Source organism: Rhodothermus bifroesti, from assembly GCF_017908595.1.
Classification (GTDB): Bacteria; Bacteroidota; Rhodothermia; order Rhodothermales; family Rhodothermaceae; genus Rhodothermus; species Rhodothermus bifroesti.
Genome location: NZ_JAGKTL010000001.1, coordinates 289,045 through 315,511 on the forward strand (window position 1 = coordinate 289,045; position 26,467 = coordinate 315,511).

Consider the following 26,467-nt stretch of genomic DNA (forward strand, 5'->3'; position numbering starts at 1 on the left):
GCCAATAAAACAGGCCCTGCCATTATGGCAGGGCCTGTTTGCGGTCGCGGAGAGGGAGGGATTCGAACCCTCGGTACCGCTTTAGGCGGTACGGCGGTTTAGCAAACCGCTGGTTTCAGCCACTCACCCACCTCTCCGGCTAATCTGGGCTGCTCTACGTAAGCCGTAAGATAACGTTCCCGGAGTTTTAGGGCAATTTATGCGCCACCCTTGGCTAGCGCTTCGGCACCACTGGTGATTTCAAGTATTTCTTTTGTGATCGCGTCTTGGCGTGCCCGGTTATATTTGAGGCGCAGCTGCCGCAATAATTCTTCGGCGTTGGTGGTGGCGTTATCCATGGCTACCATGCGTGCGCCTTGCTCGGCCGCGTAGGACTCTAGCAAAATCCGCCAAATCTGGTAGCTTAGGTAATGAGGAACAAGTGCTTCTAAGATCGCCTGTGGATTCGGCTCGAAAAGGTAATCTACCTGATAGCCCGGCCTTAGGTGGGGTCGCTGCCCCAGATCCCGTTCCATGATAGGCGTCAGGAAACGCTCGGTCGGGATTGGCAAAAATGGTTCAACGATTCGATTTTGGGCGATTGTGTTGCGGAATTCGTTATAGACGATGCGCACTTCGTCCCACTGCCCTTCCAGATAGCCTGAGGCAAGCGTATCGGCAATCTGACGGGCCATGTTGAAGGTGAGCCGATCGAAAATCCCCTGCTGATGTCCAGCGATGGGATAGTTTCTGCGGCGAAAATAGTCGTAGCCCTTTCGGCCAATGCAGTAGAGGTAAAGCTGTCCCTTGCGGGCGAGCGTTTCGTACACCTGGGCGATGGTTTGCTCGGCGAGCTTAATGATGTTGGCATTAAAGGCCCCAGCGAGCCCGCGATCTGCGGTAACCACCACCAGCAGCGCAGCCTGTCGTTCCTGGCGCGCTTGAAAAAGTGGATGCAGCCCTGGATCGATATGCCCCTGCAGATGGCTGATCACCTCGGCCAGTTCAAAGGCGTAGGGGCGCGTTTGAAAGATGCGCTCTTGTGCTCGGCGCAGCTTGGCTGCGGCCACCATTTTCATGGCGCGCGTGACCTGCTGCGTGCTTTTGACTGAATTAATCCGGTTGCGGATATCTCGAAGGCTTGCCATAGGGAGAGCCGTCAGGCAGGTTGCGCTTCGCTGCTTGTGTAGACCTCAATAAGGGCCTGGGCCTCTTTGCGGAAGATCTGGGCCAGCTCATCGGTCAATTCGCCCGTTTGGGCCAGTTGCTTAAGCTGCTCTGCATAACGCAAGCGCAGCCGTTCCAGAAATTCCTGTTCAAAGGCGCGCACCTGATGCACCGGTAGCGGGTCGAGCAGTCCTTGCGTTGCCACAAAAATGATGGCAATCTGTTCTTCAACCGGCATAGGCCGGTACTGGCCTTGTTTGAGCACTTCAACCAGCCGCTCACCGCGCCGCAACTGGCGCTGCGTGGCGGGGTCTAGGTCTGAGCCAAACTTAGCAAAAGCTTCCAGCTCGCGATACTGGGCCAGTTCGATACGCAGCGTACCGGCCACTTTCTTCATGGCTTTGATCTGCGCGCTACCGCCCACACGGCTGACGGAAATGCCGACATTGATGGCCGGCCGAATGCCCGCGTTGAACAGATTCGCCTCTAGGTAAATCTGGCCATCGGTAATCGAGATCACGTTGGTGGGGATGTAGGCCGATACATCTCCAGCCTGCGTTTCGATCACCGGCAGCGCGGTCAGCGAACCGCCCCCTTTAACCAAGTGCTTAATGGAGGGGGGCAGGTTGTTCATCTGACGGGCAACCTCGTCACTGCTAATAATCTTGGCTGCGCGCTCTAGCAATCGGCTGTGCAGATAGAAGATGTCGCCTGGATAGGCTTCGCGCCCGGGGGGACGGCGCAGCAGCAGCGACACTTCACGATAGGCAACCGCTTGCTTAGAGAGATCGTCGTAAACCACAAGTGCATGGCGGCCGGTGTCGCGGAAGAACTCACCGATGCAAGCCCCAGCAAACGGTGCAATGAACTGCATTGGGGCTGGGGCCGAAGCAGGCGCATTCACCACGACGGTGTATTCCATGGCGCCATGCGCTTCAAGCGCCCGCACCACCTGTGCAACGGTCGAAGCCTTCTGCCCAATGGCCACGTAAATGCAATAGACCGGCTTGTCGGTTTGGTGCGTGTACTTTTGGTTGATGATGGTGTCGACCAGCACAGCCGTCTTTCCCGTTTGCCGGTCCCCGATAATCAGCTCACGCTGCCCCCGTCCAATCGGGATCATGGCATCAATGGCCTTGATGCCGGTCTGCAGCGGCTCCCGCACTGGCTCACGGTAAATCACACCAGGCGCTTTGCGCTCCAGCGGCATTTCGTATTTCTCCCCCAAAATAGGTCCTTTGCCATCCAGGGGGTTGCCTAGGGGATCGATGACGCGTCCCAGCATTCCTTCAGAGACCAAGATCGAGGCCACGCGATGTGTCCGACGGGCTTCATCCCCTTCCTTTACCTTGTCCACCTCGCCGAAGAGCACAACGCCTACATTATCCTCTTCGAGGTTAAGGGCCATGCCCGTCACACCGCTGCGCGGAAATTCGATCAGCTCGCCAGCACCTACCCCTTGGAGGCCGTAAATGCGGGCGATGCCGTCGCCTACCTGCAGGACCGTTCCTACTTCGTAAACGTCTGCTTCTGCCTCAAAGCCTCCCAGCTCCCGCCGGAGGACCTCCGTAATTTCGTCAGGTCGAATCGCCGTAGCCATAGCTTATGGGCTTACGTTGGATTTTCCGTTAAACGCTATTGTATTGCGGCGTAGCCGCTCGCGGAGGATGGCCAGCTGGTGTCGTACGCTGCCATCATAGACTGTATCGCCAATCCGAACAACCAAGCCGCCGATCAGGCCAGGATCGTAGGTTAGGCGAAGGCGAACGCGTTTGCCGGTCAAACGCTCCAGTCGCTCCTGCAGGGGAGCAGCCCCAGCCTCGTCCAATGGAAAGGCCGTACGTACATGCGCCTCGACAATACCTTGCGCCTCATCCTGAAGCACCTGATAGGCCCGCACCACGTCTGGCAACAGGTGTTCCCGCTCTTTGGCAATGAGCAACATAAGAAAACGCCACGTCAACGGGTGCACCCGACCGGCAAGCAACCGTTCCAGAATTTTTTGCTTTTTATCTCGAGGAATAACCGGGCTTTCAAAGATGCGCGCCAGCTCGCGTGAAGCGGTGAGCAGTTCGCTGAGCTGTTGGAGGTCAGCGTCGATGGCAGAGGCCAATGCTTGTGCCCGGGCTTCTTCGAACAACGCCCGGGCATACCGTCGCGCTACAGGATGCATACCGCCACGCATGCCCGTTTAGTTCTGATTTTCTGGAAGCGACGCCAGAAAGCGTTCAACCAATCGGCGCTGCCGCTCGGCGTCCAGGTTTTCCCGAAGAATCTTTTCAGCAGCTTGCACCGCCAGATCCGCTACCACAGCCCTGAGCTCGTCCAGCGCGCCTTGCTTTTCGCGTTCGATCTCTGCTTGCGCCTGAGCTTGCATTTGTTGAATTTGCAGCCGCGTCTTTTGCAATTCTTCCTGGCGCAGCCGTTCGGCTTCCTCGCGCGCTTCGCGCAAAAGGCGCTGTGCTTCTTGCTCCGCCTCGCGCCGGATGCGTTCGTTCTCGGCCTGAATCTGGCGCGCTTCCGCCAACGCCCGCTCGGCGCGACGCAGTGAGGTATCGATGGTTTCCTCACGCTCTTGAAGTGCCCGCACAATGGGGCCCCAGGCAAATTTATAGAGCACCAGAAGCAGCAGTAAAAACGTTATCGTCTTCCAGAAAATCAGCCCTGGTTCGACCGAGACCAGATTAGCTGCCAGAATCAGTTCCATGCCTTGTCTCTCCGCTTGGTCTTGTCTACCCTCCTGCTACCCTGGGAGAGACAGCTGCGGACTGTCTCTCCGGGGGCAGCCGGCACAGGCCTGCTGCCCTGCTCCTGCTTATTTAATGGCCAGCAGGATGCAGATCACCAGTCCAAAGAGCGCCACCCCTTCAATGAGAGCGGCCGCGATAATCATTGAGGTCCGGATGTCTCCTGAAGCCTCTGGCTGGCGTGCTGAGCCTTCCATAGCTGAAGCGGCTAGCCGTCCAATGCCCGCACCGGCACCAATAGCCACCAGGCCAGCACCAATACCTGCAGCGAGGAATGCTAGAGCAGTAGGTTCCATAAGTCGTTAAGGATCAGTTGGTTTACGGGGTAACGTTTATCGGTTAGGGTCTATGTTGAAGATGCAGCCGGTGGTGCATGCACCACCGCGCCTTCACCACTTTCGCCCTCTTGTTCATGTTCGTGTGTATGCTCTGCCACAGCCATTCCGATAAAAAGCGCCGAAAGCAGCGTAAAAACATAGGCCTGAATGAAGGCCACCAGCAGCTTAATCGCCGAAATAAAAAGCGTCAAAAGCACGCTAGGAAGCGTTGTCAACCAGGCCGCTAGCGCACCAAACAGGGCATTGATCATAAAAATCAACCCGATCAAGCTCAAGATGACCAGCGTGCCCGCGGTCATGTTGGCAAACAAACGGATAGCCAAGGCTGCGTGCCGCGTAAACAATCCCATGATTTCCACGGGGACCAAAATAGGCTTGACAAACACCGGCACGCCTGGCGGCCAAAGAATATGTTTCCAGTGATCCTTGGAAGCGTACACCACCCCGATGACAAACGTAAACATCGCCAGCACACCAGTTACGGCCAGATTTGAAGTGGCCGCTCCTAGATCGGGCACCAACCCCAGCAGATTACAAAAGAGAATGAAGAAAAACGCGGTAAGCAGATAGGGCAGAAACTTGTCGGCCTTGGCGCCCAGATTTGGACGGGCAATCTCGTCGCGTACAAAAACAATCAGGACTTCAGCTAGATTCTGCCAAACGCCCCGCGGAGGCGTGGTGCGACCCACGCCGCGTTGGTAGCGACGCGCAACCGGCAAAAACACGGCTAGCACAAGCAAAGCTGCCAGCAAACCAAAAACGTAATGCCGCGTGATTGAGAGATCTAGGGCCCAAAGCCCGTCCCGAGGCACGAGCTGCGCGTACAGGTGCTGATGCGCAGCAATAAGCCGCTCCAGAGCTACAGCTTCTTCGTAACGCTCACCCTCGTATGTAGCAGCGTATCGCCCAGAACGCAATGCTGCCGCTGTGCTGCTAAAGGCATCCAGCCGAAAGCCGGTTGCTGTGCGCACCAAAAACAGCCGCGGCAACTCCAGCGTAATAAAAGGTTCAAGAGCCAAATAGTAACCGTCGGCTGTGTGATGGATCAAGACTTCGCTGATGTTTTCAGACTCAGCCGCTACGCCCTGCGCAGGCCAGAAAATCCCCAGCCCGCACAGCATGAGCATAAGACTCCGTAGGCTTACCGCTTTGTTCATGCAGTTTATCGCCGCTGTTTTTCCGATGCGCCGCGATGCCACCAACCTACCTCGCCAATCAATCCCAAAACAAACACGCTTCCAAAGCCCAACAAAAACAACTCAGGCTGCAGCTTAAGCGCCTTCAGGGCTACGGCAATGAGCGTAAGTGCTCCTACTAGCCGTAGCGCCATCCCCCCCAAGACCCACCGCACAAAACGCGCCATCGGCCAGCCTTTGCCGCGCCCATTCCACCAAAACCCCAACCCATGATACAGGCTACCCAGTCCTATCCCATACACCACATCGACCCAAGACACTTCCATATCGCAGAAAGCTTTCGCCTGTAGCGCGCCGCTGAAACGCCAAACTACAGCGAAAGACCCCACCCCCTCGCCCCAAAGTGGTGAATTCTGAATAAATAGCCACTACGACGGAGCGTCCCCAGAGGACCTGGGAGGCTCAAGGTGCCCCCGTGACCGCACCCCCACCTGCCACAGTTTAGCAAAAACCGCTACTAATCCCAAGCCTATGCCCACAAGCAGCAGCCAGGGTTGCGTACCTAGCCAACGATCCAGCAAAAAGCCCCCGATGGCAAAAAATGCCATGCCCAGCGCCAATTGCAACCCTAAGCCCATGTAAGGAGCCAGGGCTTTCATCGCTTCTTGCATGGAAGCGCCAGCACCTTTGGATTTGTGGGACGAGGTCATGCGCTAGGCGCGCCTTCCTGGCCGGTTTTAGGCAAACGCGCTGCCTCACGACCCGATGAAGCAGTGCCTTTGGTTTGCTCCTGCTTGGTTGCTGCCACCTTGGTTTCGATCACCTGATCGAGCTTACCCATGCGGCATTCTCCATCGAAAAGGGCACCTGCCTCGACGACCAAGCGACCGGTCTGAATTTTGCCTTCTACGCGAGCCGACTCTTTTAGCAGCAACGTCTCCTGAATAAAGAGGTTGCCCTGAACCTGCCCTGCAATGTCCGCATTGGCTGCATGCAGTTCTCCTTCGATGACGCCTTCGGCAGCGACAATCGCCTTTCCTTGCACATGCAAAGCACCAACGATGCGTCCGCTCACCCGAATGTCGTGCGCCGTACGCAGCGTCCCTTCAAAAACAGTCCCTTCCCCAATCAGGTTAAGCTGGTTAGGAGCCGGCGTCCCCACCGAGCGATGCCCCTCTTTTCGGGTTGTGTTGCCAAATACTGCCATACGTCTAGCGGGTTACGAAATAGTTTAACGGATCTTGCGCCAGCCCATGACGCCAAAGCTCAAAATGCAGATGCGGCCCTGTGGTAATCTCGCCTGTGTTGCCACTTAAGGCAATGGCTTCTCGGTCCCGCACCCGATCTCCTACTTGTTTGAGCAGGCGCTGGTTGTGTTTGTAAACAGAAATGTAGCCATCGGCGTGTTGCACCACGATGACAAAACCTCCGGCCTGCGTCCAGTCGGCAAAAATCACATACCCACTGCCAATAGCGCGCACCACAGTGCCTTCTTCAACCGCCAGGTCAACGCCGTAGTGTCCGCTTTTGGCATCCACCCCCCGGGTTAAAAAGCCTTCTACGGGGGGTAAGACCGGAAATTGCAACTGCAGCAGCGGATCGCTTCGCAGCGCTATCGGGATAGCCTGTCTAGGCGAGGGCAAGACCAGCTCTGGCACAGCAAAAACGGCAGGCTGATCGGCCGACCGCCGCTCAAACGCCGGAGCTAACTCCGACGCTAGTGCACCGCCAGCAGAAGCCATGCGCGCTTGCGCAGGCACTGCACTAGATTCAGCAGCCACTTCGCCCAAAATCAACTTGCGCAGTTGGAGCATGTATTGTTGCTGCGCCGCCAGCGAATCTTCCAACGCCGCTACACGCAGCATGCTTAACCGTGTCCGGTGCTGCACCTCAGCATTGCTCATGCCAGGTAACCATTCACGTAGCGGGGTTGCCAGCACAAGCACAAACAGCCCCAGGGCGATGCCCCCTGCCATACCGACTAGCAATCCCCAAAGCCGCCATGGATACACCACATAGGAGCGCGGCACGCCCGCATACGCATCTTCCATCACCAGCACCGTCAGCGGCCTATCCCCATGGCGCATCAGCACTTTAAGCAAGGCCCACATACCAACCTTCAAGATTTTTCAGTAAACAGATCGCAACAAACCGAACCGCATAGGGGTTCACCCTCTCCCAAGTTTGACCCTAGATAAACTTACCACAGGCGACAAAAACCATTCCACAGCACACTCATGGCACACCACAAATCAGCCCTTAAGCGCCTGCGCCAAAACGCCAAGCGACGGGCGCGTAATCGTTACTATCGCAGCTGGATGCGTACCTTGATCAAAAAGGTTCGCGCAGCACAAACCAAAGCTGAAGCCCTCCCACTGCTCAACCAGGCCAAAAGCCTGCTCGACCGCCTGGTCGTCAAAGGAATTATACACAAAAATAAGGCGGCAAACTATAAGCGAAAGCTGGAAAAGCACGTGAACCAGCTTGCGTAAAATGTTTAGTCAGCCTGCTAACAGGCAGGCGTATTTCAAGCCGACTTTATTAGGATTCTGTGCTTCGAAATTACAAATCGGTCACTTTACTTTGGGTCTTTAAATGTCTATTTTAGGGGCCAGCCGTTAGGGAGATTTTTATCAATCTCTCTGATCCTGTAGAGGCAAAGGGGACTTACTTTAGACCTCAGTGATTTACCATCCGTTCTTTTTTCGATCATCCCCCTATTTTCTATCGTTTCACCATTTAACCTGTGTACGAGCTATGCAGAAGCCACAACATTATCTCGCTTTGACGGCCTTAGTAGCCCTGACGATTGTGGGCTTGACGGGCTGCCGTTCGACCCCTGTCGAAGTGCTAGGTGTATCGGGACCTGACAGCCTACAAGTCAACCAAAGCGGCACGTTTTCGGCCACCATTAATGAAAAAGCAAAGCCCCCTGTCGAATTCCGGTGGGATTTTGGCGATGGTGCGACAGGCTCAGGCAACCCTGTCACCCATGCCTATTCTGAGCCTGGCACCTATACGGTAACCGTCACGGCCTCTAACCGTAAAGGTAAGTCGACCAGTACGCGCTCGAGCTCGGTAGTAGTGTATCGCCCACCGGTGCCCGCCCAAATCATCTCGATCACGGCTGACCCCCTGCAGCCAGACACGCGGACGGCAGTGCGCTTTAGCGCCAACGTGCAGGGCGACCAACCCCTTACCTATCAATGGAACTTTGGTGATGGCGGCACTGCCACCGGCGCTAACCCCACGCATACCTACAGCCAGCCGGGCACCTATACCGTTACGCTAAACGTATCGAACAATGCCGGCTCGGACTCGCGCACGCTCTCCATTACGGTCCGTCCTTATGAGGCGGAATTCTGCGCTGAGGTAACCGAGCTGAGCCCTGCTTTCTTCGATCGGAACTCGAGCGTGCTCAACGATGCCGCGCGTCAAGCCCTGCAAGAAAACCTGGAAATCTTGCAGTCGTGCCCGAATATGTATGTACGCATCGAGGGATGGGCTGCCCCTGGCGAGCGTAACCCGCAGCAGCTGTCGGCAGACCGTGCCCGTGCCGTTGAACAGTTCTACACTTCCAACGGTATTGCAGCCAGCCGCCTGGTAGCTGTAGGCCGCGGCCGCGCTACAGGGGTAACCAGCAAGAAAGAAGGCGCTGACCAATACCGCCGTGCCGACTCGATTCCCACCACCCAAAGTGGCCTGATGGGCAGCAACTAATTCGGGCGCTCTGTAAAACGCTTGAAGCGGGCTTCCAGCTGGAAGCCCGCTTTTTTATTGGATCTCTCTGCAAAACCGGCCGTTGTGTTGCATAACCTACCTATGGCGCCAAACGATGCCCGGCTTCGATGTCCATGCTCAGCAACGTCTAGCCCAAGCGCTCAAGCAGGAAGCGCGGCGCTTGGGCTTTGACGCTTGCGGCATTTCAAAGGCCGAACCGCTTGACGAAGAAGCCCGCCGCCTTGAGGCCTGGCTTAAAGCCGGCTTTCACGGCAGCATGCATTGGATGGAAAACCACTTCGACAAACGCATCGACCCAACCAAACTGGTCGAAGGTGCTCAATCTATTATCTCTGTGCTGCACAACTATTACCAACCGGTAGCACACGACCCTTCGCCTGAAACTGGCAAAATCAGTCGCTATGCCTGGGGCGACGATTACCATGAAGTCCTCAAGGAAAAACTCTATCAGCTTTTTGCCTGGCTGCAAGCGCAAGTAGGCGAAGTGCACGGTCGCGCGTTTGTAGATTCTGCGCCTGTGATGGATAAAGCCTGGGCCCGACGCAGCGGCCTAGGTTGGATGGGCAAAAACACCAACCTGATTAACCGCCGCATGGGATCCTTTTTCTTTATCGGCGAGCTCATCGTAGACGTACCCCTACCGCCCGACGGACCTATCCCCGATTACTGCGGGTCTTGCACCCGCTGCATTGATGCCTGTCCCACCGGTGCGCTTGTGCAGCCTTACGTGCTAGATGCGCGGCGTTGCATTTCTTACCTTACGATCGAGCACCGCAGCGACGATATTCCCGCCGAGCTTCAAGAAAAAATGGGCAACTGGATTTTTGGATGTGACATCTGCCAAGACGTGTGCCCATGGAACAAGTTCAAATACGCCACAAGCGAACCGCGTTTTATGCCCCGCCCTGGCTTGCCTGACACGCCCTTACATCGCTGGGAAGAGCTAGACTTGGAAGCCTTCCGGAAGAAATTTCGGAAGAGCGCGGTTCAGCGGGCCAAGTTTGAGGGGTTTAAACGCAACGTGCGCATTGCACTGCAGAACGCCCATCCTGTTTTACGTCCCGGCAGCTTCTGAGCTGTTGGTATCCGTGAAGGCGGTAGTTGCAGCTGGCTGTTCAGGCCGTAACAGGGGAAAGAGGATCACGTCCCGAATTGAAGGCTGATTCGTCAGAATCATGGCCAACCGGTCAATCCCGATGCCCAGTCCGGCTGTTGGCGGCATGCCATACTCCAGGGCCCGCAGAAAATCCTCGTCGATTTGCATGGCCTCCTCGTCGCCTGCTGCCCGCAGCTTGGCCTGTTCTTCAAAACGGGCGCGCTGGTCATCCGGATCGTTAAGCTCACTAAAGGCATTGCACAGTTCTTTGCCGCCTACGATCACCTCAAAGCGTTCAACCAAACCTGGCTTTGTGCGGTGTCGCTTGGCCAGTGGGCTGAGCTCGATAGGATAGTCAATAATAAAGGTGGGCTGAATCAGGTGCGGCTCCACGAACTCTCCGAAAATTGCATCAATGATTTTGCCGCTGCCCATGGTGGAATCTACCTCAAGCCCTAGTTTACGTGCAATCTCGGCCAGCTCATCACGTGACTTGCCGTAGAGGTCATAGCCTGTCCGCTCCCGAATGGCCTCAAACATCGGTATACGTGGCCAGGGGCGCCGAAAAGAAATCGTGTGTTCACCCCAATGGACTTCAGCCTGCCCGGTCACTTCAATGGCTACATATTCAAGCAACTCCTCTACCAAGTCCATCATCCAGTAGTAGTCCTTATAGGCCACGTAAAGCTCAAGCATTGTAAATTCTGGGTTGTGGAAACGGCTCAAGCCCTCGTTGCGGAAGTCTTTTGAAATTTCGTAGACGCCTTCATATCCCCCAACAATGAGCCGTTTGAGGTACAGCTCGTCGGCTATGCGTAGGTAAAGTGGCATGTCGAGCGCATTGTGGTAGGTGATAAACGGACGGGCTGTAGCGCCCCCATAGAGTGGTTGTAAAACAGGTGTTTCGACTTCTAGATAGCCCCGCGTATCCAGAAAGTGCCGAATTGCTGCGATCATCCGTGCCCGCTTACGAAAGACCTCTCGCACTTCCGGGTTGACGATCAGGTCCACATAGCGTTGGCGGTAGCGGAATTCTTTGTCGGTCACTTCGTTATACAGGCGCCCATCCTGTTCTTTGACAACAGGCAAGGGGCGCAGCGCTTTGGCCAGCAACTCAAGCCTTTGGGCGTGGACGGTGATCTCGCCCATACGGGTTCGAAAGACAAACCCCTCGACACCCACGATGTCGCCAATGTCCAGCAGCTTCTTGAAAACCTGCTCGTAAAACCCTTCAGGCAAGTCTTGCTGGCGCACGTAGACCTGAATACGGCCGCTTTCATCCTGCACGTCAAAGAAGGCCGCCTTACCCATAATGCGCCGGCTCATGATGCGTCCAGCAATGGACACCGTATAAGGTTCGGGAGCCGGACCGTCGGGACGCGGTTGGTGGCGCGCATCGTCGAAGCGGGAGAGAATTTCAGCCGCGTGAGCGGAAACTTCCCAACGATAGGGATAAGGCGTAATACCCAAGGCTTCGAGTTGCTGGCGGGCTCGGCGGCGCTCGAGTTCCTGTTCGGTAAGTACGCGCTTCATGTTTTCCATTAACAATTCGGGGCAAAACAAAAGACGCAGCCTAGCGGCTACGTCGCCGTGTTGAACACGGCGTGGGTACCCCAGGCTCCGCTGATGGGTTTCCACTACGGCTAAGCTTGCTGGCGGGCAAAATATTCCAGGATAGCCACGCGCAGCAGCTTTTCTTGTGCTTCTTGCGAAAGCACAGGCCAAGGCGTAAGGGTTGGTTCCCAACCAGAAGGAAGGCGCTTAAAAAGCCCCAGTGTCGCCAGGGCATACCCTGCGCCGTCTACAATCAAGGCCTGCTTTTCCTCCCGAGGTAAATTGGGCTCGTAGCCCTGTCCGCGTTCTTGAAGACCGATCAAAAAAAGCACGTGTTCAATACCTGAAGGCAAGCGACCAAACTGCGCTGCTAGGCGGCGCAAAAGTGCCTCCCAGCGCATGGCTACTTCACTATCTGCAAGCTGCAGGCAGGAGGCTATGGCTTCAGGCAACTCATTCGATCCATTCACGTGCTTCCCACAGCAGGTGATGCTGATAGCGGCGTAGCAGCCGCAGTAGCACAGCGCCTAACTGGCGGGATAGGCTGCGGTGCGGCTGCCCTTGCACCAGAGAAAGCGTACGCTGCAGCGTTGTTTCGATGACTTCTAATGCCTCGGCCAGCGCAAACCACCAGGAAGGTTCATGGGCTAAACTCGCAGCTGTGTCATTCAACTGGAGTAAATATTGCCCCGGAGCCGTGAGGGCTTGACGCATTCGCTGAATTACGGCCTGCAACACACGGTTCATCTCGTGCAGCGTTTCCCGCTGAGCTAGCGACAGAGCGGCCTTGTGCGCTTGTTGTAGCTGCAGCTGCACTTGTTCTAGCGCGCGCGTTAGCGAAGCCAGCAAGGCCTGAAAAGCTAACGTAGAGGTCTCTGGGCTTTGTAACAAAATGTCCAGTTCGTCTAGGTAGCGATGCGTTGCAGTAGGAGTAATTTCGGGGGAATGAGCCGCTTCCCAACGCCTTCGACCAATAGAGCGCATACGTGTGTTTACTTCAGGATTCGTGCCGACAGGCGCCAACCGATCATGCAGAAAGATGTTCCGGTAGCGATAATTGCTTATAACCAAAAGTCTTGCGCTGCATCTAAAGCCGCTCGAAGCATATCGAGCACAAGTGCTGCCTGCTTAGGGTCCAAGCGCCCAACACGCACCCCTGCGCGAATCATCTCGGTAGTCAACGCCGCGTAAACTGGAAGTAAATGGGGCAAATGGGCTTTTAAGGCCTCAAGGTGTTGCTGGATCGGCTGCAGGTCACCCCGTACGGCGGGTCCGGTCAAGGCCTCTTCGGGAAGAGAGGCGCGCATATTTTCTAGGGTTCCACGCAACAAAGGCAACAGCAAGTCTCGCGATTGCTGTCGGGACACGCCAATCGTTGCGAGCACCTCACCGGCCATGGCCAGTAGCGCCCCTAGCCCATTAGAAACGAGCACTGCAGCCAGGTGGTAGCGGGCCTTAGCCTCTGCGGTCAATTCGATGGGATAGGCCCCCAACGCGTGCACCACTTCGTATCCTAGGGCCATGGCCTTAGGATCTCCTTCCAACCCGACGTAAACATGCTGGAGTGAAACAAGCGATCCTGTCTTCGGAAAGGCTTGCAAAGGATGGAAACTTAGAAGCGAGGCGCCACGCTCGGCCAGCGGTGCCAAAATGTGAGCAGGCAGTGCTCCTGAGGTATGGGCTACAACAGTAGTCGACCAGTTACGTGGCAGATGGGCCAGTTGCTGGGCCAGCAGGGGGAGCTTATCGTCGGGAACGCAACAAAACACCAACGGCACATCCGCAGGTAGATCTTCCAGTGCCGTAGAAGCCACCGGTGCGCCTACCTGTGCAGCCAATGCCTGAGCGGATTCCAGACGGCGACTGATTACGGCAGCGATCGCATAGCCGGCCTGTCGGAGGGCCCAGGCCAGCGATCGCCCGACAGCCCCTGCACCAAGAACGGCAACGGCCAACGCCATGATATCCTTGCCTGTTTCTGCGGTTTTTTAAAAGGTAGTGCCCCCAAATGCATGCTGCAACGGCAAGGCTCTTCGAAGCAAAATAAAAAACCCACCGCATCGCGCGGTGGGGTGTGGGCCCTAGTGGATTCGAACCACTGACCTCTCGCGTGTGAGGCGAGCGCTCTAAACCGCTGAGCTAAGGGCCCAAGCTGGGCTATTCTACGATCAATCTTAGGCACCTGTCAAGGTGCTCCATGGCTTCTTTGCACGAGACGCAACGTTTCTAGGGTATCCCGTAGGCCTATAGGCACCGACGCTGCGGGCTCCCTCCACGCTGCTGAAAGCATGGCACCATTTCGCGGTGGCAACACAGGACGCGGGGTCCACGCGTACTTCCATGTCACGAATTCAGAAGATACCGCAGGAGAAGCGACCGGTGCGACTTCAGTCGAGGAAGGCCGCGTCACATTTTCAGCATATAGCCACGTGCCGGTATACATACCGACCAGAAACAGGATCACAGCAGCTGAAGCCAGCACCGTTACCCCCCGCAGAGGCAAGCTGACGTAGTCCAAAACCCGCTGTTCCCGCATCATTTCATAGGCCAAACGTTGCCGCAACCGAGCCTGGAAGCCTTCAGGAGCGCGCAGCATGCAGGCTCCATGTTGATGGAGCAACTGGCGCGTCCGACACAGACAGGCCACATGGTGGGCCACTGCTGGATTAGCCCGTAAGTATTCCTCAAACACTTGGCGCACCGCCGGATCCATCGTACCGTCGACATATTCACAGAGCAATTCGTCCCAATCGCTAAAGGGACAACTGCTCTCTTCTGGCCGCGATGAATCGGGATCGTGGTAATCCTCGCGCATAGGCCTTCAAACGCTACGCTCATGCAACAAAAACGCACAGGGCCGGCTTGCGTGTGCTGGCCGGCCCTGAACTTACGACAAGACCCGCGTTTAGGATTCCTCAGGCATGGGATAGACGTCTTTCAAAAGTGCCTGCAGCTTCGTCCGTCCCCGGTTGATTCGGCTTTTTACCGTACCCATGGGAAGCCCGGTAATCTCCGCAATCTCTTCGTAAGAAAGCTGCTGCACATCCCGAAGCACCACCACTTCACGGAACTCTTCTGGAATCTGCTTCAGGGCTTCCTGAATGTAGTGGTCCTGAATGGTGCTCTCTGTGTGCCGGTCTGGAGCAAACGTCTCGTCAGGAATCTCCACCTCGTATTCCTCTTCCTCACGGTTGACCGACTGCAAGGAATACAGGCGGCGCCGCTTACGCTTCCGATATTCGGAGCGTGCCAGATTGCCTGCAATTGTATAGAGCCAGGTAGAAAATTTCGCGATGCGGCGATAAGAGTGTCGGTTTCGGTATACGCGCATAAACGTCTCTTGCAAGAGGTCTTCGACTTCTTTCGGATCCCCCAAAAAACGATACAAGTAGTTGGCTAACGGGTCTTTATATCGGCTCACCAGAATGTCGAAAGCCTCTACCGTTCCCGCCTGAAATTGAGCCATAAGGTCTTCATCGCTCATGCGCAGCAGTTCCTCATAGCGGGCCTTTTCCCGCTCATCCTGACGCGCCAGCGCCTTTCGGCGCAGCACGATGCGCTGTTTCTGCTGAATGTTCATCGCTATCGATGATAGGTGAATTACAAAAAGGTACGGACCAAATGGTTCTGTCGTTGCACCCCCTGACCCGCTGCGGTGATTTGGCGCAGGAGTAAGTGCGCCACCAGGTGCGGGTCCCGCTCGCTTTCGCCTTTTAGCTCGGCGTCAGCGGCCAGCAACGCCGCAAGCACAAAGCGGATCGCTGGCAGCTCATAGCGGCGAGCAGCCTGCACATATTCCTGCAAAAAATACGGGGGTACACCAATCCGAGCGGCAATCGCCTTTTCTGGAAGCCGCTGTGCCTGGCAAAGTGTCAGCCTCCAGAGCTTCATGAAATATGTTGTCAGTACTGAAACGATGCGGAGTGCCTCACTCCGGGGATTTGAAGCATGCCGCAATAAGTGTTCCATAATTGTAACTGCTTCAGCATAGCGTTTCTCCCCTACCGCGCGTTGCAGTTCAAAGACATTAAAAGCACGGGTCTGTCCACTAACGCTAACGACGTCATCAGCTGTTAACATCGTCCGGCGCCCGGCAAACGTAAAAAGCTTTTGCAGCTCTTGAACGGCCGCTTGCAGGTCGGTGCCCACATACGCTACCAACTGTTGCAGGGCTTCTGGCGTCAACTGGTAGCCTTCCTGCTGTGCATAGCGGGTAATCCAGGCAGGCATCTGGGCAGGCTTGAGCGGACGCAGCTCGGCCCAGACGGCATGCGTTTGCAAGGCACGGTAGGGCTGCGTATTTAGGTTGGGCCGCCCTGGACTTACGAGCAGCACCACCGCTTGCGGATTGGGGTGTTCCGCATAGGCGGCAAACTGGCGGTTATCCCGCAAACTGTCAAAATTGCGTACAATTACCACACGTCGCGGCGCCATAACCGGTAAGCTACGGCACAGCGCCAATACTGCACTTGCCTCGACTTCGTCGCCGTAGACGATATTTAGGTTGAAGTCTCGCCAGGCAGGTTCCAGGGCATGGGTGATTACTAGCTGCTGCAGCGTATCGATTAAAAATGTCTCTTCCCCGAACAAAAAGTACAGGGGCGCAAAGTTACCATGCCGGAAGGCTACTTCCAGCTCCTCAAAGGTTTTCCCTGCACCCGACGCAGCCATGCATTTTTACAGTGCTTTTGAAGAAAGGTAGAAAAAGTGAGCGCTTCCTACAAGAGGCTGGGGGGAAGTTGCGCACTTGTTGCAACTTATCGGGGTGGACGCGGGCGCCCTGGCAACGTGGCATTATAAAGTCGATAGCCTAAAGCCTGCAGCAACGCGAAATCATGCTGCACAATAGCGTATACATACCGATAAACATCCCAGCGCTCCGAGCCGCAGTAGGCAGCATGCTCCCAGGCCTCTGGCGCGGCTTGTTTAAGGCGCATCAGCAAAGCGCGGCGGGCCTGCTGCAAGCGATCCAGTAAAAGGGCCAGGGGAATGGCGTTCCAGTCTTCAAACGTCTGGAGCTGGACATCGTCGGGCAGTGGAAGGATGCGGGCAGTCCCTTCGAGTAACGCATCGAGTGCTGGACCAAAGACCTGCTCGTCGGCAGCGATCAGCATGCCATAGGTTTCTCGCAGCGAAGGCTCCTCAGGCAACGGGCGGGCCGTCTGCAGCGGCTCTGGGATTTCGCTGGCCAGCTTTCGCATGGCTTCTGCCTCATCGATGAGGTAAGCCAGCTGGCTGAGCAAAGCTTCGCGTAGCGTCGCTAGACTTTGGGCTTTGCGCATGGCTCTAGCCTTCAGCCCGCACACCGCCCCAGGACATCTGGGCCGCTACCGGCGCTTCAGGTCGCAGGTGCGTGCTGCGTAAGGCCTCCATGCCCTTTTGCTCTAGCAACCACTTCAAGAAAGGTCGATCCTTCAGGCTATGCAGGTTGTTTTCCTTTCGAAATTCCCAAGACTGCCCGTACGGGGGATTTTTGTAGTGCCTGAGCCACTCCAGACGATCTTTAAGCCGCTCAGCGGGCACCAAAAGCTTTTCTAACCCAAAAATGGCTTCTTCCCGACTCTGGAACGTCAGGTCATACTCCTTAGACATCACGATGGCCTCTTCTGGACAGACCTCCTCGCAGTAGCCACAATAGATGCAGCGCAGCATGTTGATCTCAAACCAGGCTGGCTCCCGTTCCTTCGGATCCTCGACTTCTTTCGCCTGCATCGAGATGGCCAACGGCGGGCAAGCCCGCGCGCAAAGCCCACAGGCCACGCAGCGTGGCCGACCGTTTTCCTCTACCAACACAGGCCGCCCACGGTAGCTGTCCGGCGGGTACCACTGCTCTTCAGGATACTGCAGTGTGTAGAGGGGCGCACGCATCTTGCGCCATGTAAAGCTTAGGCCTCCCAATACAGTAGGCAGATACAGCCGCTCCCAAAAGCTCAGCTTTCGCTCGTTCGGAGAAGCCAGGTTAGCGGGTTTTCCAGGCATAATGGGGCTTGCTTGTCATCAATGCGGGCTTAGCAGTGCCTTTGTAAACGACAGATCCGCTACTTTTGTTTAAAAACCAGCGTCAGCGGCACGCCTTCAAAGCCAAAAGCCGCCCGCAATTGCTTTTCCAGATAGCGCCGGTAGGATTCTTTGATCGCTTCTGGACGATTGCAGAAAAAGGCAAAAACCGGTGGGGCTGTTTCAAGCTGCACTGCATATTTGATCTTCACCGGATGGGTTCGATAGCTTGGCGGATGCTGCTGCGCCAATGCAGCCTGAAGCACCTCGTTTAGCCGGCTGGTCGGCACGCGCTGGCGACGATTTTCGTAGACCATGAGGGCGGTCTCCAACACGCGGTGGATACGCTGGCGCGTTTTGGCTGAGATAAACAGCAAAGGCACATGTTGCCACGTAGGCAGGCGCGCGCGGATTGCCTCTTCCCAAAGCCTCATCGTGTTCGCGTCTTTTTCGACCAAGTCCCATTTATTGACCACGAGCACCATGCCTTTACGCAAAGCCTCGGCCTGACGTAAAATGCGAATATCCTGGGCCGTCACGCCTTCGGTAGCCTCGAGTAGCACCAGCGCCACGTCACATTCCCGAAGCGCGCGTTCCGTACGCAAGGTAGCATAAAACTCGATGTTCTCCCGGATTCGACTACGGCGCCTTAGGCCAGCGGTGTCTACCAGAACGATTTCGCGGCCGTAGTACTTAAGCACAGAATGCACCGCATCGCGCGTGGTGCCGCTCTTGTCGGTCACAATAGCGCGTTCCTCTCCCAACAGCGCATTCGTTAGGGACGACTTACCTACATTAGGCCGACCAACAATGGCCAAACGCGGCCGTTCCTCTGAAATAGGGGCTCTCGTCTGGCGGGGCAACTGCTGCACCAGCGCGTCGAGCAGCTCACCAGTACCCCGACCACTTAGGGCACTGATGGGATAAACGCTCGGCAAGCCCAGCTGATAAAAGACTTGGGCTTCCCAAGTCCGTTCGTCGTTGTCGGCTTTATTGGCCACGACGATAACCGGCTTTTCGGTACGTCGCAGCATTTGGGCCAATGCGTCATCCAGGTCAGTAATCCCGGTGCTCGCATCCACCATAAACAAAATCAGGTCGGCCTCTTGGATAGCGATTTCAACTTGTTCGCGAATCGCTTGCTCGAAAATGTCTGCCGAGTGCGGGACGTAGCCTCCCGTGTCCACCACAGAAAACGAAACCCCATTCCATTCAGCTGTGCCGTAAATGCGGTCACGGGTTACGCCAGGCTCGTCGTGCGTAATGGCCTGCTGCGAGCGCGTAAGCCGGTTGAAAAGCGTTGATTTTCCTACATTAGGCCTACCAACAATCGCTACCAGCGCCATCGTCCCCACGGTTTGGTTTGGTGGCCCTGGGAAAGCTTTTGCGTATACTTTCGTTCCCGCCTTAGCGACGGTCTCGCTGCTCGAGATGCAATGCCCGAAAGAGCATATAGGCGGTGTAACCTGTTTCGCGCGTAAAGACGTAGTTGACGCCTGCGCCTACGGCCGCGCCAGCCAGCGGAATGAGCTGGCTCAGCTTGCGGCGGGCCAAATTTTTTACCAACTCGCGTGGTAAATGTCGATTTTGTTCGCGAATAAAGTCGCGCGTGCGGCCTTGGTAAGGAGCTCCTCGTGCCAGCAGCGCTGCGGCTACGCTGACTTCGCGTAAAGCGTTCTGGCGCGCCTGGCTGGTTCCTGCCGCTGCTGCATTAAATATCGCTAGCACCAAAGGCCGAAAGGCGGGTACGTGCACGCGGAAACCATAGACGGCTCCAATCTGCTGAATCAGGCGCAGATTGATCGTGAAAAGGAGCGGCACGTCGGCAGCAGCCCATAGGAGGCCTCCTAAGCCTGCTCCAGCTCCTTCAAGGGCCGCTAGCACAGCATGCGTGCCAAACAGCGGTTGCACGAGCGGATCCAACCGCTCTAAAGGCTCGGTCTGGAGCGCTTCAAGGCAATCGACCTCCAACCCCTGCTGTCGAAGGTGTTGGAGCAATTCGGCCTCATTATAGGTCCAGCTGGCTACGTCGTGCAGCGTTTCAAGAAAACGAGCTACAGCAGCCTCAAGCTGCTCTCGCCATGCCGAGGGAGCCCAACGCGCAAACAGCGCATCCACAGGTCGCATAGCGCGATCGAAGATTCCTTGCCAAATGGGTCCGCCAGATTGCACCCAGTGGTCGATTTCCCGGCGAACCGCTTCGTCGTAGGTTAACGGCATTGCGGCATTAAGGCATGTGCACAGGGTCCTTCCTCTCTACGACCAGCTTGCACCCGTGTTGCACTCAGCGGATAAGCCAAAGTCCTAGTAACCCCACAGCAAAACAATAGTAGGCAAAATAAGCCAGGTGTCCACGCCGCACAATGCGAAGCAGCAGTTTGATGGCAGCAATGCCCGATCCATAGGCCGCTATGGTACCCACAAGGAGCGGAAGCATACCAATCGCGTCAGGCTGTGCGAGCAGCTCTAGTCCTTTCAGCAGCGTAGCGCCCAGCACAACGGGTAAAAGCATCAGAAAGGAAAAATCTGCTGCCCGCTCGGGCCGAACATTCTGATAAATTGCTGCACAAATGGTAGCTCCGGAGCGCGAAATGCCCGGTAGCATGGCCGCCGACTGGGCGACGCCCACCACGAACGCTTTTATCGAAGAAAGATCTCCCTTTGGATGACGCCGCAAGCGCGTCAGCACCAGCAGCGTTCCGGTCACCAGCAGCATGCCGGCTGCAAAACGCGGATGTTCAAACGTTTGCTCGATCCAATCACCCATCAAAAGATACACCAGTCCCGTAGGAATTAAGGTGATCAAAATCCACACCGCCAACCGAAAGGATTCGCGTTCTTGATAAGCCTGCACCCACTGCGCTGGGCGGGGTAAAACGCGTAGGGTCTCCAGCACAAGCCCCCCGATGCGCTGCCGATAAACTGTGATGATACTGAGTACCGTGCCAAAGTGGACGAACACCTCAAAGGTTACGCCACCGGGATTGAGTCCCAACAGATACTGTCCAAGGACTAGGTGCGCTGAGGATGAAACCGGCAAGAACTCGGTCAGTCCCTGCAAAAGACCTAGAACCAAAGCTTCCCACCAAGACATGTTTTTTTTCTGATTGACAGGTGTTTTACGCGAACGGCCTAACTTACGGGTTCTTTCACGGTCTTGCCAGCATAAGGATTGTTCTCGCTAAAAATTTGCTGTCTGCAGCACTTCGGGCGGCTGGGGTTGGACCAGGAGTACAGTCTCTTGCTCGAAGACGACAGTACCTGGGGCAGCAGCACGTGGTTTGCGCACATACTTGCGAGGAACTGCAACGACAGGCACCAGATAGCTTCCACGTGCTTTGCTAAAGTAGGCTGCTAGTGCGGCTGCCTGTTCCAGCACGTGTCGAGGGGGCTGATGGGTACGGCCAGGAAGTCGCAAAATCACATGGGACCCTGGAACGTCCCGTGCATGTAGCCACACATCAAACGGACGTGCATAGCGAAACGTGAGTGCATCGTTCTCTCGGGCGTTTCGGCCAATCCAGGCCTCGTAGCCCCCACCCAGTGGAATGCGTCGAAAACCAGGTTCGGTTTGCTGCAAACGCGTGCTGTGCGCTAGGCCGAGCGCGGCAAGTTCTGCAGCATAGCGTTGCCGAAACGTGCGAAGCGCAGGCATGCTTGAAATTGCTTCCAGCTCGCTACGTAGCGCCTCTAGTCGCGGTAGCCGACGCTGCACGTCTTCCAAGCGTTTTTGGATTGTCTCTCGTTCCTGGCGGGCTGCTCGGGCACGTTCGTAGTAGGCCTGGGCATTTTCTACGACGGAGCGGGAGGGATCAAGTGGGATCTGCACCAAGCTACCGTCGCCAAACCAATCGGGGAGCGCCACCATTTCAGCGCCTGTCGGCACCAGGTGCGCCTGGGCCATGAGCAAGTGACCCCAACGCGCATACTGCTCGGCACGTTCAGGCCGGGCGAGTGCGGCCGCAAGCATCTGCTGCTGCTGTTTGAGGCGCTCCAGTGCTGTTTCGAATGTTTGCCGAAGCGGTAGGTAAGCTTCCCGAAACGCCTTTACGGCCAGGGCCCGACGCGTAGCCACATGCACCGCCGCATCGACCGAATCAAAGCTTTCGCAGGGCAGGTGCGCCAGATGCTCAAGGGGAATCAGGGCAAATTGTGTCGTCCACGGATCAATCCGGTAAAGCCGAGGGGCCGGATGCTGCAGTGCAGTTTCAAGTGCACTACCGGCGGCATACAAACGTTGCAATGCCTCTTCCGTACATTCTGCGGGCAACTGTTCCTCCAGCCCAGCGCGAAAGATCACTTCTTGCGCAAGCAGTGCATCAAACAGCGGGAAAGCGGCGGCCACAGCTTGCGTGAGCGTGCGACCTTTGGGCTGCCAACGGGCTTGAAACGCAGCAAAGGTGTCCACTGCAGCAGCGGGGCACGGTGCTGGCGCCAGCTGTCCACGCCAGGCGTCGTCTTGCGCGAAAGCCGCTCGAACCCGCCCATCTGGTCCAACCCAGAGCACGTTTGGCCGCGGCCCATAGAGCCAGCACTGAAAGTAAGAGGCGTCGTCCAGTTCAAAAAAAAGCACCCGGTCTCGTTCGGCCACCCGGATATCCACCAGGGTGCGCCCGTGTGCTGCGGCAAATAGCGTAGCCACGTTACGACGCGCTCGGTGATAGCCTTCGACGCGAAAAACGTACCGGAACGCCCCCGTCGAGAGGCGCACCATCCATTGGGCCTTCGGTTGGGCAAAAGCCAACACCAGCTCACGGCGCACTTGCGAAAAAGCATCGATAAGCTGGCTGCCACGCAGCTCGCGGCGCCACGCTTCGGCCAAAGCATGCAGGGTGTAGTAAGTCTGTAACATACGCGCTTGGATCTGGGCCACATGCTCGGGTCCTAAGCAGAGCGCTGACGGTGTGCGATGGCTGCTGAAAGCCCCCAGATGAGCGCCCAGGCAAACGCCATCCACCACCAGCGTCCAACCCCAAGGACCAGCACATTGAGCCCATAAAGTACATGAAACAGGGCTTGGGGGGTATGCTGACGCACACGCGGTAAATGCGGTGCAGCCCACAACGCCACCAGCTTAAGCAACAACATAAACGGTGTGTACACCAGTACGATCCAGCGTGCCCAAGGCAGCGCAGGAATAGCAGCCAGCACGATCACCACCGTAACGAGACCATCTAGCCAGGCCTCTTTCAGCCAGCGTCCCATGTGGCACCTTTCTCGATAGTTCGTAAACGCGTTTTATGTTGCCTTATCAAGGTAAAATGTCGATTTTGCGCTTTCAAAAACCACCAATAGAAGCGATGCAGGCACGACTTAAATACGTTGAGGGCTTGACGTTTATGGGTCAAGGCGGCTCTGGGCATTGGACCGTACTCGATGCCGCACATGAGGGACGGCCATCGGGCGCAACAGGTCCGATGGAAATGGTTCTGATTGCGCTCATGGGGTGCTCGGCCATGGATGTGGTTTCCATACTCCAAAAAATGCGTGCGCCCCTTACTGATCTTCAGCTTGAGGCCCAAGCCGAACGTGCGGAGACCCATCCGCGGGTCTACACCCGCATTCATCTCACGTATCGCGTCGTTGGACGCGGGCTTAAGCCCGAACAGGTGGCCCGGGCCGTACAGCTTTCCCAAGAAAAGTACTGTTCGGTCAGTGCTATGCTGCGCCCTACCGTGCCCATTAGCTACGAAGTTTGGATTGAAGACCCGGAAACCGGACAAAGACAGGCGGTACCTTTGGTGAAACCCTAACAGGTGACTTAGGGGCAAGCACTGTTTTCCTGCTTTAAGCGTGCCCAGAGAAACTTACCCGCATGGCGCACGCTGCGCAAGTAGAAGATCGCCTTTAGGGTTTCTTGCCAAACCGGTGGCAAATCGCCGTGCCGTCCTTGCCGCGCCATGCGATCGCGATAGGCATGGTAAAGCGCAATAGCTGCGGCTACGGAAATGTTAAAACTTTGCGTAAAGCCCATCAGGGGAATGACGCATCGCGCGTCGGCCTGTTTTAACAATTCCTCCGACACCCCCGCTAGCTCATTGCCGAAGACCAGCGCGGTGGGCACCGTAAAATCAAAGGTCTCGATAGGGGCTGCATTTTCCAGCGTAGTAGCCACCAGACGGTAGCCAGCGGCTTTAAGTGCCTGGGCAGCCTCTGTAGCTGTTTGCCATGTCCATAGGTCCAACCACTTATCGGCGCCTTGGCTGGTGCGTTCAGAAGTTTTGAACTTTTGAACGCTTCCCTTAATGATGCCAAAGGCTTGATAGCCTAAAGCTTCCGCCGAGCGCATCACCGCGCTGACATTGCCCGTGTTGGCTAACCCTTCAACGACCGGTACAATGGTATAGGTGCGCCCTGCCAGCACCTGCTCGATGCGCTGCCGGCGATGCGCACTGATGAACGGCTGAAGCCATGCCACAATTTGGCTGGGGGAAAAACTACAGGCCAGCTTTGCCACAGACTGCGCATCGCATTTTTCTCGCAATATGCGATGCAGCTCTTGTTGCAGTCGCGCTTCTGGCGTAGCTAGCATAAGTAGCATCGATCGTAGATTAGGAAGGTCCTTTTATCCTTAACCCAACGTAACGATCCAATGGAATTGCAGGATAAAGTAGCCGTTGTTACGGGTGCCAGCAGTGGTCTTGGCCGTGCATTTGCTATTGCCTTGGTGCACAAAGGAGCTCAGGTATATGGTTTGGCCCGGCGTGCCGAACGCCTGAACGCCCTGCAGAGCGAACTAGGCTCCCGTTTTCACCCGGTTGTCTGCGACGTAACCCATGCGAACGAGGTAGAGGCCGCCTTCCAACGTATTGTGCGAGAAGCAGGCCGCCTAGACATTCTGATCAACAATGCTGGGTTGGGCAAGCTAGGGGCCGTCGACCAGCTCTCGCTGGAGGACTGGGACGTGCAGATGAACACCAATCTGCGAGGTGTTTTTCTTTGTACCCGTGCGGCTGTACCACAAATGAAAAAACAAAACGCTGAGACGGGTTTTGGTGGGCACATCATCAATATCGCTTCAGTGGCCGGCTTGGTGGGGAATCCTAACCTGAGCGCTTACAATGCCACCAAGTTTGGCGTGCGGGGCTTTAGCGAAGCGATCATGCAGGAACTGCGCCACCACGGCATCAAGGTAACCTGCGTGTATCCCGGTTCGGTTGCTACAGCATTTTTCGAGGTGTCGGGCATGCGCGGAGCCGACCATCCAGTTACACCTGAGCAGGTGGCGCAAACCGTTTTGCACGTGCTGGAAACAGACGACAACTACCTGATCTCGGAAGTCGTCATCCGGCCGCTGCGACCCCGGTAAGGCATTCTAATAGGGCAGTATGCAGCGGTGGGTGTCTTTAGCTGAAAAAGCTAGGCTATGCATCGCTGTGCGCTGCTGTTTATCGGGCTGGGGATAGCCATTCGGCCAGCACTTGCGCAGCGGCCGGATTCGGCCATGTGGTTAGCCTTGCGTAGGGCCACGCAAGAAGACTACCAGCGTATGCTGCGACGTTTGGGTATCGACAGCCTACGGGCTGGGCCCTCTCCTGCAGAAGCCAATACCGACGAGTCGAAAGTTCCTCCCTACACCCTACCTGATCCGCTACGATTTGCGGACGGCTCGCTGGTAACCACTGCTCAGCAATGGTGGGAAAAACGGCGCCCAGAAATCCTCGAGGATTTCGATCGAGAAGTTTACGGCCGCATCCCACCCAACGTGCCCCCTGTACAGTGGGAAGTGGTTCAAGTCCTTCGGGAAAAGCGAGATACCTTTCCTGTAGTGATCAAAAAACTTAAAGGCAGGGTCGATAATACACGCTGTCCAAGTCTGCAGCTATCCTTGGAGCTTACGCTCAGTTTGCCGACTACAGCTCAGGCTCCAGTGCCGGTAATCCTTCATTTTGGTTTTGCTTGGCCGCCCTGGATGCAACGCCCTGCAGCTGAAAAGGCCACACTCACCGAGTGGCAACGGTTGATTCTGATGCGCGGATGGGGTTTTGCCGAACTTATCCCAACCAGCTATCAGCCTGACTATGGCGCAGGACTCACGGAAGGCATCATTGGGCTAACCAGCTGCGGCCAATCCCGCAAGCCCGACGACTGGGGCGCACTGCGGGCATGGGCTTGGGGCGCTAGCCGAGCGATGGATTACTTCGAGACCGATCCAGACGTCGACGCCACACGCATAGCCATCGAAGGGCTATCCCGTTACGGAAAAGCCGCCTTGGTGGCTATGGCCTACGACCAACGCTTTGCCATCGGCTTTATCGGATCTTCAGGCGCAGGTGGCGCCAAACTCTTGCGGCGTCGTTTTGGCGAACAGATCGAGAATTTGGCTTCGGCAGCCGAGTATCACTGGTTCGCTGGGAATTTTCTCAAGTATGCTGGGCCCCTAACGCCGAATGACTTGCCTGTCGACGCACATATGCTCATTGCGCTTGTTGCTCCCCGACCGATCTTTATCGGAACGGGTTCGCCAGAAGTAGAAGGGCACTGGGTGGATGCTCGCGGCATGTTTCTGGCCGCTGTCCATGCCGAAGCTGTCTATCGACTGCTGGGCAAAACAGGTCTTGGTACCGACGTCATGCCCCCTGTCGGCATCTTACTGGACCAAGGGGAAATCGCTTTCCGGATGCATGAAGACGGACACACGAATGACCCTAACTGGCCCTATTTCTTAGAATTTGCCAGCCGGTATTTCCAGCATAAGCCTGCACGATAAGC

At 56.3% G+C, this 26,467-nt stretch carries 31 protein-coding genes and 2 tRNA genes; 6 read left to right on the top strand and 27 right to left on the bottom strand.

Annotation, left to right across the window (positions count from 1 at the left end; genetic code table 11):
* Positions 1 to 47: 47 nt before the first annotated feature.
* The 11 genes from J8E65_RS01080 to J8E65_RS01130 form a co-directional block, all read right to left on the bottom strand.
* Positions 48 to 137 (bottom strand) — tRNA-Ser (locus J8E65_RS01080).
* Positions 138 to 197: 60 nt separating this feature from the next.
* Entirely contained in the window at positions 198 to 1,127 is a 930-nt protein-coding gene (gene atpG / locus J8E65_RS01085; protein ID WP_210373555.1) for an ATP synthase F1 subunit gamma, read from the bottom strand.
* An 11-nt stretch (positions 1,128 to 1,138) separates the two neighbouring features.
* Positions 1,139 to 2,746: a F0F1 ATP synthase subunit alpha gene (gene atpA, locus J8E65_RS01090; RefSeq protein WP_210373556.1), complete on the bottom strand. Its 1,608-nt coding sequence runs from the start codon at positions 2,744 to 2,746 to the stop codon at positions 1,139 to 1,141.
* A gap of 3 nt (positions 2,747 to 2,749) precedes the next feature.
* The gene (atpH, locus tag J8E65_RS01095; protein ID WP_210373557.1) at positions 2,750 to 3,331 is read right to left on the bottom strand and encodes an ATP synthase F1 subunit delta; all 582 of its coding nucleotides are present in this window, start codon (positions 3,329 to 3,331) and stop codon (positions 2,750 to 2,752) included.
* A gap of 6 nt (positions 3,332 to 3,337) precedes the next feature.
* Positions 3,338 to 3,853 carry a F0F1 ATP synthase subunit B gene (gene atpF, locus J8E65_RS01100; RefSeq protein ID WP_210373558.1) on the bottom strand — a complete coding sequence of 172 codons (516 nt, stop codon included), beginning with the start codon at positions 3,851 to 3,853 and terminating at the stop codon, positions 3,338 to 3,340.
* Between the two features lie 108 nt (positions 3,854 to 3,961).
* Complete coding sequence (atpE, locus tag J8E65_RS01105; RefSeq protein WP_210373559.1) at positions 3,962 to 4,189, bottom strand: ATP synthase F0 subunit C; 228 nt, start codon at positions 4,187 to 4,189, stop codon at positions 3,962 to 3,964.
* A 50-nt stretch (positions 4,190 to 4,239) separates the two neighbouring features.
* Positions 4,240 to 5,358, bottom strand: coding sequence for a F0F1 ATP synthase subunit A (atpB, locus tag J8E65_RS01110; RefSeq protein WP_237181498.1), 1,119 nt, complete (start codon positions 5,356 to 5,358; stop codon positions 4,240 to 4,242).
* A 35-nt stretch (positions 5,359 to 5,393) separates the two neighbouring features.
* Positions 5,394 to 5,693, bottom strand: coding sequence for a hypothetical protein (locus J8E65_RS01115; RefSeq protein ID WP_210373561.1), 300 nt, complete (start codon positions 5,691 to 5,693; stop codon positions 5,394 to 5,396).
* A 102-nt stretch (positions 5,694 to 5,795) separates the two neighbouring features.
* Positions 5,796 to 6,038, bottom strand: coding sequence for an AtpZ/AtpI family protein (locus J8E65_RS01120; protein ID WP_210373562.1), 243 nt, complete (start codon positions 6,036 to 6,038; stop codon positions 5,796 to 5,798).
* Positions 6,039 to 6,073: 35 nt separating this feature from the next.
* The gene (locus tag J8E65_RS01125; protein WP_210373563.1) at positions 6,074 to 6,574 is read right to left on the bottom strand and encodes a bactofilin family protein; all 501 of its coding nucleotides are present in this window, start codon (positions 6,572 to 6,574) and stop codon (positions 6,074 to 6,076) included.
* Positions 6,575 to 6,578: 4 nt separating this feature from the next.
* Complete coding sequence (locus tag J8E65_RS01130; protein WP_210373564.1) at positions 6,579 to 7,478, bottom strand: M23 family metallopeptidase; 900 nt, start codon at positions 7,476 to 7,478, stop codon at positions 6,579 to 6,581.
* 126 nt (positions 7,479 to 7,604) lie between these two features.
* Here J8E65_RS01130 and rpsT point away from each other — a divergent pair, with 126 nt between their 5' ends.
* The 3 genes from rpsT (at position 7,605) to queG (ending at position 10,183) form a co-directional block, all read left to right on the top strand.
* On the top strand, positions 7,605 to 7,859 hold the full coding sequence (gene rpsT / locus J8E65_RS01135) for a 30S ribosomal protein S20 (protein ID WP_210373565.1): 255 nt from the start codon (positions 7,605 to 7,607) through the stop codon (positions 7,857 to 7,859).
* A 265-nt stretch (positions 7,860 to 8,124) separates the two neighbouring features.
* Positions 8,125 to 9,087 carry a PKD domain-containing protein gene (locus J8E65_RS01140; protein WP_210373566.1) on the top strand — a complete coding sequence of 321 codons (963 nt, stop codon included), beginning with the start codon at positions 8,125 to 8,127 and terminating at the stop codon, positions 9,085 to 9,087.
* Positions 9,088 to 9,202: 115 nt separating this feature from the next.
* The gene (queG, locus tag J8E65_RS01145) at positions 9,203 to 10,183 is read left to right on the top strand and encodes a tRNA epoxyqueuosine(34) reductase QueG (protein WP_210373567.1); all 981 of its coding nucleotides are present in this window, start codon (positions 9,203 to 9,205) and stop codon (positions 10,181 to 10,183) included.
* Here the strand turns inward: queG and lysS are convergent.
* The 15 genes from lysS to J8E65_RS01220 all read right to left on the bottom strand — a co-directional run bounded on the left by lysS (position 10,163) and on the right by J8E65_RS01220 (position 22,960).
* Complete coding sequence (lysS, locus tag J8E65_RS01150) at positions 10,163 to 11,737, bottom strand: lysine--tRNA ligase (protein ID WP_210373568.1); 1,575 nt, start codon at positions 11,735 to 11,737, stop codon at positions 10,163 to 10,165. The genes queG and lysS overlap by 21 nt on opposite strands.
* Positions 11,738 to 11,847: 110 nt before the next feature.
* A complete protein-coding gene (locus J8E65_RS01155; RefSeq protein ID WP_279308392.1) occupies positions 11,848 to 12,228 on the bottom strand; it encodes a hypothetical protein in 381 nt (126 codons plus the stop codon).
* Positions 12,212 to 12,742, bottom strand: coding sequence for a hypothetical protein (locus J8E65_RS01160; RefSeq protein ID WP_210373569.1), 531 nt, complete (start codon positions 12,740 to 12,742; stop codon positions 12,212 to 12,214). Before J8E65_RS01160 ends, J8E65_RS01155 begins: the two co-directional genes overlap by 17 nt.
* 77 nt (positions 12,743 to 12,819) lie before the next feature.
* Positions 12,820 to 13,719, bottom strand: a complete 900-nt coding sequence (locus tag J8E65_RS01165) for a Rossmann-like and DUF2520 domain-containing protein (protein WP_210373570.1) — start codon at positions 13,717 to 13,719, stop codon at positions 12,820 to 12,822.
* 114 nt (positions 13,720 to 13,833) lie between these two features.
* A tRNA-Val gene (locus J8E65_RS01170) sits at positions 13,834 to 13,907 on the bottom strand.
* Between the two features lie 36 nt (positions 13,908 to 13,943).
* Positions 13,944 to 14,573, bottom strand: a complete 630-nt coding sequence (locus J8E65_RS01175; protein ID WP_210373571.1) for an anti-sigma factor family protein — start codon at positions 14,571 to 14,573, stop codon at positions 13,944 to 13,946.
* 90 nt (positions 14,574 to 14,663) lie between these two features.
* On the bottom strand, positions 14,664 to 15,338 hold the full coding sequence (locus J8E65_RS01180) for an RNA polymerase sigma factor (protein ID WP_237181499.1): 675 nt from the start codon (positions 15,336 to 15,338) through the stop codon (positions 14,664 to 14,666).
* Positions 15,339 to 15,358: 20 nt separating this feature from the next.
* Positions 15,359 to 16,429 carry a DNA polymerase III subunit delta gene (holA, locus tag J8E65_RS01185; protein ID WP_210373572.1) on the bottom strand — a complete coding sequence of 357 codons (1,071 nt, stop codon included), beginning with the start codon at positions 16,427 to 16,429 and terminating at the stop codon, positions 15,359 to 15,361.
* A gap of 86 nt (positions 16,430 to 16,515) precedes the next feature.
* On the bottom strand, positions 16,516 to 17,040 hold the full coding sequence (locus J8E65_RS01190; RefSeq protein WP_210373573.1) for a DinB family protein: 525 nt from the start codon (positions 17,038 to 17,040) through the stop codon (positions 16,516 to 16,518).
* Between the two features lie 4 nt (positions 17,041 to 17,044).
* Positions 17,045 to 17,737: a NuoI/complex I 23 kDa subunit family protein gene (locus J8E65_RS01195; protein ID WP_210373574.1), complete on the bottom strand. Its 693-nt coding sequence runs from the start codon at positions 17,735 to 17,737 to the stop codon at positions 17,045 to 17,047.
* Between the two features lie 59 nt (positions 17,738 to 17,796).
* Positions 17,797 to 19,101 carry a ribosome biogenesis GTPase Der gene (gene der / locus J8E65_RS01200; protein WP_210373575.1) on the bottom strand — a complete coding sequence of 435 codons (1,305 nt, stop codon included), beginning with the start codon at positions 19,099 to 19,101 and terminating at the stop codon, positions 17,797 to 17,799.
* Between the two features lie 61 nt (positions 19,102 to 19,162).
* On the bottom strand, positions 19,163 to 19,975 hold the full coding sequence (locus J8E65_RS01205) for an EcsC family protein (RefSeq protein ID WP_210373576.1): 813 nt from the start codon (positions 19,973 to 19,975) through the stop codon (positions 19,163 to 19,165).
* 64 nt (positions 19,976 to 20,039) lie between these two features.
* Positions 20,040 to 20,849, bottom strand: a complete 810-nt coding sequence (locus J8E65_RS01210) for an undecaprenyl-diphosphate phosphatase (protein WP_210373577.1) — start codon at positions 20,847 to 20,849, stop codon at positions 20,040 to 20,042.
* 87 nt (positions 20,850 to 20,936) lie between these two features.
* A complete protein-coding gene (locus tag J8E65_RS01215; protein WP_210373578.1) occupies positions 20,937 to 22,607 on the bottom strand; it encodes an Rqc2 family fibronectin-binding protein in 1,671 nt (556 codons plus the stop codon).
* 32 nt (positions 22,608 to 22,639) lie between these two features.
* The gene (locus J8E65_RS01220; RefSeq protein WP_210373579.1) at positions 22,640 to 22,960 is read right to left on the bottom strand and encodes a hypothetical protein; all 321 of its coding nucleotides are present in this window, start codon (positions 22,958 to 22,960) and stop codon (positions 22,640 to 22,642) included.
* 95 nt (positions 22,961 to 23,055) lie between these two features.
* Between J8E65_RS01220 and J8E65_RS01225 the strand changes: the two genes are divergently transcribed.
* Positions 23,056 to 23,508: an OsmC family protein gene (locus J8E65_RS01225; protein ID WP_210374027.1), complete on the top strand. Its 453-nt coding sequence runs from the start codon at positions 23,056 to 23,058 to the stop codon at positions 23,506 to 23,508.
* Positions 23,509 to 23,516: 8 nt separating this feature from the next.
* Here J8E65_RS01225 and J8E65_RS01230 read toward each other — a convergent pair whose 3' ends face one another.
* Positions 23,517 to 24,296: a TrmH family RNA methyltransferase gene (locus tag J8E65_RS01230; RefSeq protein WP_237181502.1), complete on the bottom strand. Its 780-nt coding sequence runs from the start codon at positions 24,294 to 24,296 to the stop codon at positions 23,517 to 23,519.
* A gap of 51 nt (positions 24,297 to 24,347) precedes the next feature.
* On the opposite strand from J8E65_RS01230, the gene J8E65_RS01235 reads away from it, so the two are divergent.
* Both J8E65_RS01235 and J8E65_RS01240 read left to right on the top strand, forming a co-directional pair.
* The gene (locus J8E65_RS01235) at positions 24,348 to 25,064 is read left to right on the top strand and encodes an SDR family oxidoreductase (RefSeq protein WP_210373580.1); all 717 of its coding nucleotides are present in this window, start codon (positions 24,348 to 24,350) and stop codon (positions 25,062 to 25,064) included.
* A 57-nt stretch (positions 25,065 to 25,121) separates the two neighbouring features.
* Positions 25,122 to 26,465 carry a glucuronyl esterase domain-containing protein gene (locus J8E65_RS01240; RefSeq protein ID WP_210373581.1) on the top strand — a complete coding sequence of 448 codons (1,344 nt, stop codon included), beginning with the start codon at positions 25,122 to 25,124 and terminating at the stop codon, positions 26,463 to 26,465.
* Positions 26,466 to 26,467 lie beyond the last annotated feature (2 nt).

Bases quoted from the DNA above. Each gene is read 5' to 3' on its own strand.
- J8E65_RS01205 (WP_210373576.1), bottom strand. From the start codon at position 19,975: ATGCCGTTAACCTACGACGAAGCGGTTCGCCGGGAAATCGACCACTGG.
- J8E65_RS01225 (WP_210374027.1), top strand. From the start codon at position 23,056: ATGCAGGCACGACTTAAATACGTTGAGGGCTTGACGTTTATGGGTCAA.
- J8E65_RS01195 (WP_210373574.1), bottom strand. From the start codon at position 17,737: ATGCCTGGAAAACCCGCTAACCTGGCTTCTCCGAACGAGCGAAAGCTG.
- holA (WP_210373572.1), bottom strand. From the start codon at position 16,429: ATGGCTGCGTCGGGTGCAGGGAAAACCTTTGAGGAGCTGGAAGTAGCC.
- J8E65_RS01140 (WP_210373566.1), top strand. From the start codon at position 8,125: ATGCAGAAGCCACAACATTATCTCGCTTTGACGGCCTTAGTAGCCCTG.
- lysS (WP_210373568.1), bottom strand. From the start codon at position 11,737: ATGAAGCGCGTACTTACCGAACAGGAACTCGAGCGCCGCCGAGCCCGC.
- der (WP_210373575.1), bottom strand. From the start codon at position 19,101: ATGGCGCTGGTAGCGATTGTTGGTAGGCCTAATGTAGGAAAATCAACG.
- atpA (WP_210373556.1), bottom strand. From the start codon at position 2,746: ATGGCTACGGCGATTCGACCTGACGAAATTACGGAGGTCCTCCGGCGG.
- atpG (WP_210373555.1), bottom strand. From the start codon at position 1,127: ATGGCAAGCCTTCGAGATATCCGCAACCGGATTAATTCAGTCAAAAGC.
- J8E65_RS01190 (WP_210373573.1), bottom strand. From the start codon at position 17,040: ATGCGCAAAGCCCAAAGTCTAGCGACGCTACGCGAAGCTTTGCTCAGC.
- J8E65_RS01215 (WP_210373578.1), bottom strand. From the start codon at position 22,607: ATGTTACAGACTTACTACACCCTGCATGCTTTGGCCGAAGCGTGGCGC.
- atpF (WP_210373558.1), bottom strand. From the start codon at position 3,853: ATGGAACTGATTCTGGCAGCTAATCTGGTCTCGGTCGAACCAGGGCTG.
- J8E65_RS01220 (WP_210373579.1), bottom strand. From the start codon at position 22,960: ATGGGACGCTGGCTGAAAGAGGCCTGGCTAGATGGTCTCGTTACGGTG.
- J8E65_RS01180 (WP_237181499.1), bottom strand. From the start codon at position 15,338: ATGAACATTCAGCAGAAACAGCGCATCGTGCTGCGCCGAAAGGCGCTG.
- J8E65_RS01175 (WP_210373571.1), bottom strand. From the start codon at position 14,573: ATGCGCGAGGATTACCACGATCCCGATTCATCGCGGCCAGAAGAGAGC.
- atpE (WP_210373559.1), bottom strand. From the start codon at position 4,189: ATGGAACCTACTGCTCTAGCATTCCTCGCTGCAGGTATTGGTGCTGGC.
- J8E65_RS01230 (WP_237181502.1), bottom strand. From the start codon at position 24,296: ATGCTACTTATGCTAGCTACGCCAGAAGCGCGACTGCAACAAGAGCTG.
- queG (WP_210373567.1), top strand. From the start codon at position 9,203: ATGCCCGGCTTCGATGTCCATGCTCAGCAACGTCTAGCCCAAGCGCTC.
- J8E65_RS01120 (WP_210373562.1), bottom strand. From the start codon at position 6,038: ATGCAAGAAGCGATGAAAGCCCTGGCTCCTTACATGGGCTTAGGGTTG.
- J8E65_RS01210 (WP_210373577.1), bottom strand. From the start codon at position 20,849: ATGTCTTGGTGGGAAGCTTTGGTTCTAGGTCTTTTGCAGGGACTGACC.
- J8E65_RS01125 (WP_210373563.1), bottom strand. From the start codon at position 6,574: ATGGCAGTATTTGGCAACACAACCCGAAAAGAGGGGCATCGCTCGGTG.
- rpsT (WP_210373565.1), top strand. From the start codon at position 7,605: ATGGCACACCACAAATCAGCCCTTAAGCGCCTGCGCCAAAACGCCAAG.
- atpH (WP_210373557.1), bottom strand. From the start codon at position 3,331: ATGCGTGGCGGTATGCATCCTGTAGCGCGACGGTATGCCCGGGCGTTG.
- J8E65_RS01240 (WP_210373581.1), top strand. From the start codon at position 25,122: ATGCATCGCTGTGCGCTGCTGTTTATCGGGCTGGGGATAGCCATTCGG.
- J8E65_RS01130 (WP_210373564.1), bottom strand. From the start codon at position 7,478: ATGTGGGCCTTGCTTAAAGTGCTGATGCGCCATGGGGATAGGCCGCTG.
- atpB (WP_237181498.1), bottom strand. From the start codon at position 5,358: ATGCTCATGCTGTGCGGGCTGGGGATTTTCTGGCCTGCGCAGGGCGTA.
- J8E65_RS01115 (WP_210373561.1), bottom strand. From the start codon at position 5,693: ATGGAAGTGTCTTGGGTCGATGTGGTGTATGGGATAGGACTGGGTAGC.
- J8E65_RS01165 (WP_210373570.1), bottom strand. From the start codon at position 13,719: ATGGCGTTGGCCGTTGCCGTTCTTGGTGCAGGGGCTGTCGGGCGATCG.
- J8E65_RS01235 (WP_210373580.1), top strand. From the start codon at position 24,348: ATGGAATTGCAGGATAAAGTAGCCGTTGTTACGGGTGCCAGCAGTGGT.
- J8E65_RS01160 (WP_210373569.1), bottom strand. From the start codon at position 12,742: ATGCGCTCTATTGGTCGAAGGCGTTGGGAAGCGGCTCATTCCCCCGAA.